The organism is Pseudomonas sp. FW507-12TSA, assembly GCF_058781435.1.
In genome coordinates, this window is record NZ_JBYSWT010000007.1 from 1 (window position 1) to 13,021 (window position 13,021).

Here is a 13,021-nt window from a genome sequence, read left to right on the forward strand (position 1 = left end):
CCCCCCAAGGATCGCTCCCCTATCAAAGGACCCTGCCATGCTCGTGCGCTACGCCAAGATCATCATGACCCTCGCGGTCGCCGCCTTCGCCCTGTTGGTGGCCTACAACAACATCAGCGACTACGGTTCCAACTTCGCCTTCGTCCAGCACGTGCTGAGCATGGACAGCGTCTTCCCCGGCAACAGCGCCACCGGCCGGGCCATCACCCAACCATTGCTGTGGAATGCCGGCTATTGGCTGATCATCGCCGGCGAAGCCGCGACCGGCGTGCTGCTGGTGCTCGGCGGCGCCCGCCTGTGGCGCGCCCGCCACGGCAAAGCCTGCGACTTCAATCGCGCCAAGCATTGGGCCATTGCCGGCTTCTGCCTGGGCTTCTGCGTCTGGTTCTTCGGTTTCATGGTGGTGGGCGGGGAATGGTTCATGATGTGGCAGTCCGCCACCTGGAACGGCCAGGAAGCGGCGTTCAAGTTCTACATGGCGATCCTTGGCGTGCTGATCTTCCTCAACCAGCCCGACGCTGAGCTGCACTGAGCCAAGCCCGCCACGGCCACCCTTCTCTACGTTCGCTCGCAGCCTGCTGCGGCTTCAGAAGGCGAAAAAAACGGCCCGCTGCGTCACCGCAGCGGGCCGTTTTCATTGTGTCCCCGAAAAAACAGGGGCCGGATCAGGCACTCAGTGGTTGAGCTTGAAATCCTTCTCGGCGGCTTCGAAGCGCTGGACCATGCCGGCACTCGGAGCGCCCAGCTTGCTCACCAGGACGATGGCCAGGCTGGCGAAGATGAAGCCCGGGATGATTTCGTACAGGCCCAGCAGGGCGAAGTGCTTCCACAGGATCACGGTCAGGGCACCGACCACGATACCGGCCAGTGCGCCGTTGCGGGTCATGCCTTTCCACAGTACCGAGATCAGTACCACAGGACCGAAGGCCGCGCCGAAACCAGCCCAGGCATAGCTCACCAGGCCCAGTACGCGGTTTTCCGGGTTGGCGGCCATGGCGATGGCGACCAGCGCCACCACCAGCACCATGGCCCGGCCGACCCATACCAGCTCCAGCTGGGACGCGCCCTTGCGCAGGAAAGCCTTGTAGAAGTCTTCGGTCAGGGCGCTGGAGCACACCAGCAGCTGGCAGCTCAAGGTACTCATGACCGCCGCCAGGATGGCCGACAGCAGTACACCGGCGATCCATGGGTTGAACAGCAGCTTGGCCAGTTCGATGAACACCCGCTCAGGGTTCTCGGTCACAGGACCGGCCACGTCGGGATGCGCCGAGAAGTAAGCGATGCCGAAGAAGCCCACGGCCACGGTGCCGCCCAGGCACAGGATCATCCAGGTCATGGAGATGCGACGGGCGTTGGCGATCGACTTGACCGAATCAGCGGCCATGAAGCGCGCCAGGATGTGCGGTTGGCCGAAGTAGCCCAGGCCCCAGCCCATCAGCGAGATGATGCCGATGAAGGTGGTGTTCTTGAGCATGTCGAAGCTGGTGGGATCCTTGGCCTCGATGGCCAGGAAGGTGGTATCGACGCCACCGGTGGCCAGCAGCACGATGATCGGCGTGAGGATCAGGGCGAAGATCATCAGCGTGGCTTGCACGGTATCGGTCCAGCTCACCGCCAGGAAGCCACCGACGAAGGTGTAGGCGATGGTCGCCGCCGCACCGGCCCACAGCGCTGTCTCGTAGGACATGCCGAAGGTGCTTTCGAACAGGCGGGCGCCGGCGACGATGCCGGAAGCGCAGTAGATAGTGAAGAACACCAGGATCACCACCGCGGAGATGATCCGCAGCAGGCCGCTCTTGTCTTCGAAGCGGCTGGAGAAGTAGTCCGGCAGGGTCAGTGCGTCACCGTTGTGCTCGGTCTGTACCCGCAGGCGACCGGCCACGAACAGCCAGTTCAGGTAGGCACCGGCGATCAGGCCGATGGCGATCCAGCTCTCGGACAGGCCGGACATGTAGATGGCGCCCGGCAGGCCCATCAGCAACCAGCCACTCATGTCGGAAGCGCCGGCGGAAAGCGCGGTCACCACGCTGCCCAGGCTGCGGCCACCAAGAATGTAGTCGGAAAGGTTGTTGGTGGAGCGATAGGCCATGAAGCCGATCAGCACCATTGCCGCGATGTAGATCACGAACGTGATCAGGGTTGGATTGCTTGCACTCATGAGTAACGCCCTGGCTTTGTTTTTATGGTGCGGCGGTCACTGCCCCACGCCGCCAAACGATAACGATTGGGAGACGTTCAAGCGTGCCGCGCATTTATGACTGATGTTTCCCCAGGAAAGCCATCAGCCGATGCCCCAGTCATGAAGACGGTTGCACCTTGGGCGCGAATCCTATGCAACAAAATGAACAAGGTGCAACCGATTTGACGTGAATCAGTTGCACCTTGTCGATAAATCGGCGGTTGGTGACGTTTTTGCTCCTTTTTGGAGCAAGGAAAATCTTTTTCAGAAGCGAATGCACCAGATCGATTCCCTACTTTGCGTAGCGGAATTTTATTCCTGACAAGCTGCGGTTTTTTCCCGGTAAAAATGGGTTGCACCCGGTTGCACCTATTTCGGCTCGCGGATAATCTTGCCGCCAGCTGATGCCACACTCGCGTGGCAAACATGAGGATAAAAATATGGCTACCACCACCCTCGGGGTCAAACTCGACGACCCTACCCGCGAACGTCTCAAGGCGGCCGCGGCCTCGATTGATCGGACTCCGCACTGGCTGATCAAGCAGGCGATCTTCAATTACCTGGAGAAACTCGAGGGTGGTGCAACCCTGACCGAGCTGAGCAACGCCATCGCCCGCGACGGCGACGACGCCGGTGACGTGATCACCGACCATGCTCACCAATGCTTCCTCGAATTCGCCGAGAGCATCCTGCCGCAATCGGTACTGCGCGCCTCCATCACCGCGGCCTATCGCCGACCGGAACCGGAAGTGGTGCCGATGCTGCTGGAGCAGGCGCGCCTACCGGCCGCCACCGCCGAGGCCGCGAACAAGCTGGCCGCCTCCATCGCCGAAAAACTGCGCAACCAGAAGAGCGCCGGTGGCCGGGCCGGTATCGTCCAGGGCCTGCTGCAGGAGTTCTCCCTGTCGTCCCAGGAAGGCGTGGCGCTGATGTGCCTGGCCGAAGCCCTGCTGCGCATCCCCGACAAAGGCACCCGCGACGCGCTGATCCGCGACAAGATCAGCACCGGCAACTGGCAGCCGCACCTGGGCAACAGCCCGTCGCTGTTCGTCAACGCCGCCACCTGGGGCCTGCTGCTCACCGGCAAGCTGGTGTCGACCCACAACGAAGCGGGCCTGACCTCTTCCCTGAGCCGCATCATCGGCAAGAGCGGCGAGCCGATGATCCGCAAGGGCGTGGACATGGCCATGCGCCTGATGGGCGAGCAGTTCGTCACCGGCGAGACCATCGCCGAAGCCCTGGCCAACGCCAGCAAGTTCGAAGCCAAGGGCTTCCGCTACTCCTACGACATGCTCGGTGAAGCGGCACTGACCGAGCACGACGCGCAGAAATACCTGGCGTCCTACGAGCAGGCCATCCACTCGATCGGCAAGGCCTCCCACGGTCGCGGCATCTACGAAGGCCCGGGCATCTCGATCAAGCTCTCGGCCCTGCACCCGCGCTACAGCCGCGCCCAGTACGAGCGCGTGATGGAAGAGCTGTACCCACGCCTGCTGTCCCTGACCCTGCTGGCCAAGCAGTACGACATCGGCCTGAACATCGACGCCGAGGAAGCCGACCGCCTGGAGCTGTCGCTGGACCTACTCGAGCGCCTGTGCTTCGAGCCGCAACTGGCCGGCTGGAACGGTATCGGCTTCGTGATCCAGGCTTACCAGAAGCGCTGCCCGTACGTGATCGACTACGTCATCGACCTGGCGCGCCGCAGCCGCCACCGCCTGATGATCCGCCTGGTGAAGGGCGCCTACTGGGACAGCGAGATCAAGCGCGCCCAGGTCGAGGGCCTGGAAGGCTACCCGGTCTATACCCGCAAGGTTTACACCGACGTTTCCTATATCGCTTGCGCGCGCAAGCTGCTGTCGGTACCGGAAGTCATCTACCCGCAATTCGCCACGCACAACGCCCATACCCTGTCCGCGATCTACCATATCGCCGGCCAGAACTACTACCCCGGCCAGTACGAGTTCCAGTGCCTGCACGGCATGGGTGAGCCGCTGTACGAACAAGTGGTGGGCAAGGTCGCCGACGGCAAGCTGAACCGCCCATGCCGCGTCTACGCTCCGGTGGGCACCCACGAGACCCTGCTGGCCTACCTGGTTCGCCGCCTGCTGGAAAACGGCGCCAACACCTCGTTCGTCAACCGTATCGCCGACCAGTCGATCTCGATCCAGGAACTGGTGGCCGACCCGGTCAGCCAGATCGAACAGATGGCCACCCTGGAAGGCGGCGTCGGCCTGCCACACCCGCGCATCCCGCTGCCGCGCGACCTGTACGGCGCCGACCGCGCCAACTCGGCCGGCATCGACATGGCCAACGAGCATCGCCTGGCATCGCTGTCCTGCGCGCTGCTGGCCACTGCCCATAACGACTGGAAAGCCGCGCCGCTACTCGGCTGCCCGGCCAGCGAAGAAACCCCGGCGCCGGTACTCAACCCGTCCGACCACCGCGACGTGGTGGGCCATGTCCAGGAGGCCACCGTCGCCGACGTCGACAACGCCATCCAGTGCGCCCTCAACGCCGCACCGATCTGGCAGGCGACCCCGCCGGCCGAACGCGCGGCGATCCTGGAACGCGCCGCCGACCTGATGGAAGGCGAGATCCAGCCGCTGATGGGCCTGCTGGTCCGCGAGGCCGGCAAGACCTTCGCCAACGCCATCGCCGAGGTGCGCGAGGCCGTGGACTTCCTGCGCTACTACGCGGTGCAGGCCCGCAACGATTTCAGCAACGACGCCCACCGCCCACTGGGCCCGGTGGTATGCATCAGCCCGTGGAACTTCCCGCTGGCGATCTTCTCCGGCCAGGTGGCCGCAGCCCTGGCCGCCGGCAACCCGGTACTGGCCAAGCCTGCCGAGCAGACCCCGCTGGTAGCCGCCCAGGCCGTGCGCCTGATGCTGGAAGCCGGCATCCCCGAAGGCGTGCTGCAACTGCTGCCAGGCCGTGGCGAGACCGTCGGCGCCGGCCTGGTCGGCGACGAGCGGGTCAAGGGCGTGATGTTCACCGGCTCCACCGAAGTCGCCCGCCTGCTGCAACGCAACATCGCCGGGCGCCTGGACAACCAGGGCCGGCCAATCCCGCTGATCGCCGAGACCGGTGGCCAGAACGCGATGATCGTCGACTCCTCGGCCCTGACCGAGCAGGTGGTGATCGACGTGGTGTCCTCGGCCTTCGACAGCGCCGGCCAGCGTTGCTCGGCCCTGCGCGTACTGTGCCTGCAGGAAGACTCCGCCGACCGCGTGATCGAAATGCTCAAGGGCGCCATGGCCGAAAGCCCCCTGGGCAACCCCGAGCGCCTGGCCGTGGACATCGGCCCGGTGATCGACGCCGAAGCCAAGGCCGGGATCGAGAAACACATCCAGGGCATGCGCGACAAAGGCCGTACCGTGTATCAGGTGGCCATTGCCGAAAGCGAGGAAATCAAGCGCGGCACCTTCGTCATGCCGACCCTGATCGAGCTGGAAAGCTTCGACGAACTGCAGCGCGAGATCTTCGGCCCGGTGCTGCACGTAGTGCGCTACAAGCGCAAGGACATCGACCAGCTGATCGCCCAGATCAACGCTTCCGGCTACGGCCTGACCCTGGGCGTGCATACCCGGATCGACGAGACCATCGCCAAGGTGGTGGACAACGTCAACGCCGGCAACATGTACGTCAACCGCAACATCGTCGGTGCCGTGGTCGGCGTGCAGCCATTCGGTGGCGAAGGCCTGTCGGGCACCGGCCCGAAAGCCGGCGGCCCGCTGTACCTGTACCGCCTGCTGTCGACCCGTCCGGTGGACGCCATCGAGCAGTCCTTCGTCCGTGCCGACGCCATCAGCGCCCCGGACCTGCGCCTGCGCGAGTCGCTGCTCAAGCCGCTGTCGGCCCTGCAAGCCTGGGCTGACAGCGCCAAGCTGGCGGAACTCTCGGCCCTGTGCAAACAGTTCGCCGGGCGGTCGCAGAGCGGGATCACCCGGCAGCTGGCCGGCCCGACCGGCGAGCGCAACAGCTACGCCATCCTGCCCCGTGAGCACGTGCTGTGCCTGGCGGAAATCGAAGGCGACCTGCTGACGCAACTGGCGGCGGTACTGGCCGTCGGCGGCTCGGCAGTCTGGCCGGAAAACGCCGTGTCCAAGGCTCTGTTCGGCCGCCTGCCCCGGGAAATCCAGGTACGCATCAAGCGCGTGGCCGACTGGACCAAGGATGAGGCCGTGTTCGACGCGGTCCTGCACCACGGCGACTCCGACCAGTTGCGCGGCGTCTGCCAGCAGGTGGCCCAGCGCGCCGGTGCCATCATCGGCGTCCAGGGCCTGTCCCAGGGCGAAACGACGATCGCCCTGGAACGCCTGGTGATCGAACGCGCCCTGAGCGTCAACACCGCTGCGGCCGGCGGCAACGCCAGCCTGATGACCATCGGTTAAGAGCAGCGGCAAGCTACAAGCGGCAAGCAGGGGCAACAGCCTTTGCTTGCCGTTTTTGCTTCTGGCTCTGGCTTGTAGCTTGGTTTCTCCTGCTTCATCACGCCTATCAATCTTCCTATCCGACCTTCATTCACAGGTCTAGACTCGGCTCATTTCCTCAATCAACAGGTAAGCCGCCATGTCCGAGACCTTGCTCAGTTCCCGCAATCTGGCTTTTGAACTGTATGAGGTGCTCGATGCCGAGGGCCTGACCCAGCGCGAACGGTTTGCCGAACACAATCGCGAAACCTTCGACGCCGCCCTGGGCACCGCCCGCAGCATCGCCGAGAAATATTTCGCCCCGCACAACCGCAAGGGCGACGAGCACGAACCGCGCTATGAAAACGGCCAGGCGATATTGATCCCCGAGGTGAAACCGGCGGTGGACGCCTTTCTCGAGGCCGGCTTCCTCAACGCCACCCGCGACTTCGAGGCCGGCGGCATGCAGTTGCCGACCCTGCTGTCCCAGGCCTGCTTCGCCCACTTCCAGGCGGCCAACGTCGGCAGCTCCGCCTACCCCTTCCTGACCATGGGCGCAGCCAACCTGATCGAGAGCTTCGGTAGCCAGGAGCAGAAACAGCGCTTTTTGCAGCCGATGATCGACGGTCGCTTCTTCGGCACCATGGCCTTGACCGAGCCCCACGCCGGCTCCTCGCTGGCGGATATCCGCACCCGTGCGGAACCGGCCGGCGACGGCAGCTACCGGATCAAGGGCAACAAGATCTTCATCTCCGGTGGCGACCACTCGCTGGCGCAGAACATCGTGCACATGGTGCTGGCCAAGCTGCCGGATGCGCCCCCCGGCGTGAAGGGCATCTCGCTGTTCATCGTGCCCAAGTTCCTGGTCAACGCCGACGGCTCGCTGGGCCAGCGCAACGACGTGCTGCTGGCCGGCCTGTTCCACAAGATGGGCTATCGCGGCACCACTTCGACTGCGCTGAACTTCGGCGATAACGGTGAATGCGTCGGCTATCTGGTGGGTAAGCCCCATGCGGGCCTGTCCTACATGTTCCAGATGATGAACGAGGCGCGCATCGGCGTCGGCATGGGTGCGGTGATGCTCGGCTATGCCGGCTACCTGTACTCCCTGGAGTACGCTCGTGAACGCCCGCAGGGACGCCTGCCAGATGGCAAGGACCCGAGCGCGCCCCAGGTGGCGATCATCCAGCACGCCGACGTGCGCCGGATGCTGCTGACCCAGAAGGCCTATGTCGAAGGCGCATTCGACCTAGGCCTGTACGCGGCCCGGTTATTCGACGACACCACCACCCTGGACGATGAAGCCGGACGCCAGCAGGCCCACGAGTTGCTGGACCTGCTGACCCCGATCGTCAAGTCCTGGCCTTCACAGTTCTGCCTCAAGGCCAACGAGCTGGCGATCCAGATCCTCGGCGGCCATGGCTACACCCGCGAGTATCCGGTGGAGCAGTACTACCGCGACAACCGCCTGAACCCGATCCATGAGGGCACCCACGGCATCCAGTCCCTGGACTTGCTGGGACGCAAGCTGGCACAGAATGGCGGCGCGGGGCTCAAGCGCCTGATCCGCCTGATCATCGAGACCTGCGGGCGCTCCCAGGCCCACTCCAGCCTGGACGCCTTGCGCCAGCCCTTGGAACAACTGGTGGCGCGCCTGCAAACCGTGACCCTGGGGCTACTGGGCGACCTGGCCACTGGCAAGGTCACCGCGACCCTGGCCAACTCGGCGCTCTATCTGAAAGCCTTCGGCCATGCGGTGATTGGCTGGCGCTGGCTGGAGCAGGCGATCCGCGCCGAGGAAGGCCTGGCCCGGGGAGATGCGGCGGATCGGGATTTCTACCTGGGCAAGCGGCAGGCTGCGCGCTACTTCCTCACCTGGGAAGTACCGGGCTGCGAGCATGAGCTGAGGCTCCTGGAGGCCCGGGACGATACTTGCCTGGCAATGCGCGACGAGTGGTTCTGAGCGCCACGGGCCCCGGCAAGCGCGTCGGGGCCATTGCGTGACTCCAGCCGCAACGGGCTGAGGCGGCTCAGCGGGATCAGTTCTGCTGGATGGTCTTGGCGATCACGTCGACCGTGGCGCTTACCTGTTCCTGGTAGCGCTCGAGCTCCTGCTCGTGGCGCTTCTGCATCTCCAGCTGCTGCGAGCACAGGTTCATCGCCGCCAGTACCAGCAGGCGCTCGCCGATCAGGGTCGGGAACTTCTTCTTGGTATCGGCCAGGGCGGCCTGGAGCATCTGCACCGCATCCATCAGGACCTGCTCCTGTCCGGCCGGCGCCTTGAGCGAATAGTCCTCGCCGAGGATCGAGACCACTCTCACTCCATCGCTGTGATGTCTCATGGATTGGCCGGGCTCGCAGTGACGCGCTCAACCAGGGCCTGGATGCGGGCAGCGGTGGCGCCGTGCTTCTCTTCCTGCTCCATCAGGTTTAGCTGCAGGCTTTCGTTCTCGTCCCTGGCCTGGGCCAGTTGTGCCTTGAGGGCTTCGTTAGTGCCGAGCAGCTCCTGGTTCTGTACCACCAGGTCACTGACCAGCTGCTCCAATTGGCTGAGGGATGCTTCCAACATTTTGATCTTCCGGGCTTTTTGCAAAGGGCGCGTACGATAAAGAAAAGTCACCCTGGATGCCAGGGTTATCCAGGCGCAAAGCCTTGATTTTGCTGGCGATGACCCTTCCGCGAGAGCTGCTAGAGACTGCCATTCTCCCCTGGGGTTCCTGACCCCCGGTCGGAGGCTAGGACTTTTCTCGAAAAATCGGACAAGCCAATGGAAATTTCCGAAACCGCTTTTGGCGATTCAAGAAGCATTTTCCCCACGCGATAGCCAGGGACTCATCCATTTTCCCAAAGCGCCAACCGCGCTTCACACAGGTGAAAACAATGTCCCTGCGCACTATGAACATCGCCCCGCGGGCCTTTCTCGGGTTCGCCCTGATCGGCTGCCTGATGCTGTTTCTCGGCATCTTTGCGCTGAACCGGATGGGCAAGATCCATGCGGCCACCGAGCTCATCACCCAAGACACCCTCCCCAGCATCAAGAGCGTCGATGACTTCACCCAGTTGAGCCTGCGCCTGCGGGTCAATGCCTATCGCCTGCTGGTCAATCGCGACGCCGAAGCCCAGCAAAGGGCACTGGAGACCATCGTCAAGCGCAACCAGGAGATCGACGATATCCGCCCACTCTACGAAGCGCTGATCAGCCTCCCCGAAGAGCGTGCCGCCTACGCCGAATACATCAAGGCGCTGACCCATCATCGCCAACTGGAGAGCCAGTTGATCGAACTGTCGCGCAACGGCCAGCTGGAGGCCATGCAAGCGTTGCTCAACGAGCAATTGATGGACAGCGCCGAGGCGATCAACAGCACCCTCAACCGCCTGGTGCAGATCAATACCCGCTACTCCACCGCCGCCGCCGAGGAGGCTGCCAGGCAGTACCACAACGCCTTCGACCTGGTGGTGGCGCTGCTGGTGCTGGCCAGCGGCCTGACCTTGCTGTTCGCCTGGCTGCTGACCCGCAGCATCACCCAGCCGATCGCCAAGGCCCTGGAAGCCGCCGAGGAGATCGCCGAGGGTAACCTGGCCTGCCCGGTCCAGGTCGATGGCAACGATGAGGCCGGCCGCCTGTTGCGGGCCATGGCCAAGATGCAGGAGAACCTGCGCACTACCCTGCAACGCATTTCCGGTTCCGCCACTCAACTGGCCTCCGCCGCCGAGGAACTCAACAGCGTCACCGAGGAAAGCGCCCGTGGCCTGACCCAGCAGAACAACGAGATCGAACAGGCCGCCACCGCGGTCAACGAAATGACCAGTGCCGTGGAAGAAGTGGCGCGCAACGCCGCCAGCACTTGCGAGGCCTCGAAGAACGCCACCGCTTCGGCCGGCGACGGCCGCGACCTGGTGCAGGAAACCCTGGCCGCCATCGAACGCATGAGCGGCGACGTGCAAGACACCGCCAGCCTGATCGGCGACCTGGCCAACGAATCCCGCGACATCGGCAAGGTCCTGGACGTGATCCGTGGCCTGGCCGACCAGACCAACCTGCTGGCCCTCAACGCCGCCATCGAGGCCGCCCGTGCCGGCGAGGCCGGACGTGGTTTTGCCGTGGTCGCCGACGAGGTCCGCGCCCTGGCTCATCGCACCCAGCAGTCCACCAGTGAAATCGAACGCATGATCGGCAGCATCCAGAACGGCACCGAACAGGCCGTGGACTCCATGCGCAACAGCACCGAGCGCGCCGAATCGACCCTGAACATCGCCCGGGGCGCCGGCCTGTCCCTGGACACCATCAACAGCGCGATCATCCAGATCAACGAGCGCAACCTGGTGATCGCCAGCGCCGCCGAAGAACAGGCCCAGGTAGCCCGGGAAGTGGATTGCAACCTGGTGAACATCCGTGATCTGTCGGTGCAGTCGGCCACCGGCGCCCACCAGACCAGCGCCGCCAGCAATGAACTGGCCAGCCTGGCCGTGGACCTGAACGGCCTGGTGGCGCGCTTCCGCCTCTGATCCGACGCCCTCGGCCCCGCCCCTGTTTGCAGGCTGGGGCCGGAATGAACGACCAGCGCAAGAGCCATCCGCGACACCCGCGCGAGACTGAAATCCACGACAGGACTCAAGACTTTAGTCGTACGACCGATAAGTCACGGTAGATCAGTCTCAAGCCCCGCATGGATGCGCTCTTCCTGGTACCTATCATGTCCCTTCGTAATATGAATATCGCTCCGCGGGCCTTCCTCGGTTTTGCCATGATCGGCGGCTTGATGCTGATCCTCGGGGTTTTCGCCCTGAACCAGATGAGCAAGATCCGTGGCGCCGCCGAAGACATCACCCTGAGCAGCGTGCCGAGCATCCAGAGCCTCGACGAGTTCACCCAGCTGACCCTGCGCCTGCGGGTGCTGTCCTATCGCCTGCTGGTGAACCGCGAGCCGGATGTGCAGCAAAAGACCATGGAACTGCTGGATATGCGCAACCAGCAGATCCGCACGGCCCAGGCCACCTATGAAAAGCTCATCACCGGCCCGGCGGAAAAAGCCGCCTATGACCAGTACATCCAGCTGCTGGGCCAGTACCGGCAGATCGAAGAGCGGATGAAGAGCCTGTCGCGCAACAACCAGGTGGATGAGTTGCGCAACCTGCTCAACACCGAGTTGCTGAACAACTCCGAGGCGATCAACGCCGTGCTCAACCGCCTGATGGAGATCAACACCCAGCAGACGGTGGACACCAACCGCCAGGCCGCCGAGCAGTATTCGGCCGCGTTCAAGCTGGTGGTGGTCCTGCTGCTCCTGGCCACTGGCCTGACCCTGCTGTTCGCCTGGCTGCTGACCCGCAGCATCACCCAGCCGATCGCCAAGGCCCTGGAAGCCGCCGAGGAGATCGCCGAGGGCAACCTGACCCGCCCGGTCCAGGCCGACGGTAGCGACGAAGCCGGCCGCTTGCTGCGGGCCATGGCCAAGATGCAGGAAAAACTGCGCGACACCTTGCAGCGCATCTCCGGCTCCGCCACCCAACTGGCCTCCGCCGCCGAGGAACTCAACAGCGTCACCGAGGAAAGCGCTCGCGGCCTGACCCAGCAGAACAACGAAATCGAGCAGGCCGCCACTGCGGTCAACGAAATGACCAGCGCCGTGGAAGAAGTGGCACGCAATGCCGTCAGCACTTCCGAGGCCTCGAAGAATGCCACCGCCTCGGCCGGTGACGGCCGCGACCTGGTACAGGAAACCGTGGCCGCCATCGAACGCATGAGCGGCGACGTGCAAGACACCGCCAGCCTGATCGGCGACCTGGCCAACGAATCCCGCGACATCGGCAAGGTCCTGGACGTGATCCGTGGCCTGGCCGACCAGACCAACCTGCTGGCCCTCAACGCCGCCATCGAGGCCGCCCGTGCCGGCGAGGCCGGACGTGGTTTTGCCGTGGTCGCCGACGAGGTCCGCGCCCTGGCTCATCGCACCCAGCAGTCCACCAGTGAAATCGAACGCATGATCGGCAGCATCCAGAATGGCACCGAACAGGCCGTGGACTCCATGCGCAACAGCACCGAGCGCGCCGAGTCGACCCTGAACATCGCCCGGGGCGCAGGCCTGTCCCTGGACACCATCAACAGCGCGATCATCGAAATCAACGAGCGCAACCTGGTGATCGCCAGCGCCGCCGAGGAGCAGGCCCAGGTAGCCCGGGAAGTGGACCGCAACCTGGTGAACATCCGCGACTTGTCGGTGCAATCGGCCACTGGTGCCAACCAGACCAGTGCAGCCAGCAACGAGCTGTCGCGCCTGGCCGTGGACCTCAACAGCATGGTCGCCCGCTTCAACCTCTGAAGGCCTTCGCAAATCCGGCCAAAGCCCCGACGGATACCGTCCGCCGGGGCCTGCGTCGCTGCCATGAAAAGCTTTTGACAGCGGCACATTTCAGCAGGTTAGAATCGATG

At 64.2% G+C, this 13,021-nt stretch carries 8 protein-coding genes and 2 pseudogenes; 7 read left to right on the forward strand and 3 right to left on the reverse strand.

The window, feature by feature from the left end; all coding sequences use genetic code 11:
- Positions 1 to 37: 37 nt before the first annotated feature.
- Entirely contained in the window at positions 38 to 532 is a 495-nt protein-coding gene (locus AC3WK8_RS08710) for a DUF2165 family protein (protein WP_103324584.1), read from the forward strand.
- Positions 533 to 673: 141 nt separating this feature from the next.
- Here AC3WK8_RS08710 and putP read toward each other — a convergent pair whose 3' ends face one another.
- On the reverse strand, positions 674 to 2,158 hold the full coding sequence (gene putP / locus AC3WK8_RS08715; protein WP_085595581.1) for a sodium/proline symporter PutP: 1,485 nt from the start codon (positions 2,156 to 2,158) through the stop codon (positions 674 to 676).
- Positions 2,159 to 2,619: 461 nt separating this feature from the next.
- Between putP and putA the strand changes: the two genes are divergently transcribed.
- Both putA and AC3WK8_RS08725 read left to right on the forward strand, forming a co-directional pair.
- Positions 2,620 to 6,573, forward strand: a complete 3,954-nt coding sequence (gene putA / locus AC3WK8_RS08720; RefSeq protein WP_103324585.1) for a trifunctional transcriptional regulator/proline dehydrogenase/L-glutamate gamma-semialdehyde dehydrogenase — start codon at positions 2,620 to 2,622, stop codon at positions 6,571 to 6,573.
- 178 nt (positions 6,574 to 6,751) lie between these two features.
- Positions 6,752 to 8,554, forward strand: a complete 1,803-nt coding sequence (locus tag AC3WK8_RS08725) for an acyl-CoA dehydrogenase (protein ID WP_085595585.1) — start codon at positions 6,752 to 6,754, stop codon at positions 8,552 to 8,554.
- Between the two features lie 76 nt (positions 8,555 to 8,630).
- Here AC3WK8_RS08725 and AC3WK8_RS08730 read toward each other — a convergent pair whose 3' ends face one another.
- Both AC3WK8_RS08730 and AC3WK8_RS08735 read right to left on the reverse strand, forming a co-directional pair.
- Entirely contained in the window at positions 8,631 to 8,933 is a 303-nt protein-coding gene (locus AC3WK8_RS08730) for a cell division protein ZapA (RefSeq protein ID WP_031320336.1), read from the reverse strand.
- The gene (locus AC3WK8_RS08735; protein ID WP_022640306.1) at positions 8,930 to 9,160 is read right to left on the reverse strand and encodes a hypothetical protein; all 231 of its coding nucleotides are present in this window, start codon (positions 9,158 to 9,160) and stop codon (positions 8,930 to 8,932) included. The genes AC3WK8_RS08730 and AC3WK8_RS08735 overlap by 4 nt, the downstream gene beginning before the upstream one ends.
- Before the next feature lie 326 nt (positions 9,161 to 9,486).
- Here AC3WK8_RS08735 and AC3WK8_RS08740 point away from each other — a divergent pair.
- From AC3WK8_RS08740 to AC3WK8_RS08755, 4 genes and pseudogenes are all read left to right on the forward strand, one after another.
- Positions 9,487 to 10,242: pseudogene (locus tag AC3WK8_RS08740) on the forward strand (MCP four helix bundle domain-containing protein); the annotation flags it as partial.
- Positions 10,234 to 11,097 carry a methyl-accepting chemotaxis protein gene (locus AC3WK8_RS08745; protein ID WP_404943305.1) on the forward strand — a complete coding sequence of 288 codons (864 nt, stop codon included), beginning with the start codon at positions 10,234 to 10,236 and terminating at the stop codon, positions 11,095 to 11,097. The pseudogene AC3WK8_RS08740 and the gene AC3WK8_RS08745, both read left to right, overlap by 9 nt.
- 203 nt (positions 11,098 to 11,300) lie before the next feature.
- A pseudogene (locus AC3WK8_RS08750) lies at positions 11,301 to 12,056 on the forward strand (MCP four helix bundle domain-containing protein); the annotation flags it as partial.
- Positions 12,048 to 12,911, forward strand: a complete 864-nt coding sequence (locus AC3WK8_RS08755; RefSeq protein ID WP_371263446.1) for a methyl-accepting chemotaxis protein — start codon at positions 12,048 to 12,050, stop codon at positions 12,909 to 12,911. The pseudogene AC3WK8_RS08750 and the gene AC3WK8_RS08755, both read left to right, overlap by 9 nt.
- Positions 12,912 to 13,021 lie beyond the last annotated feature (110 nt).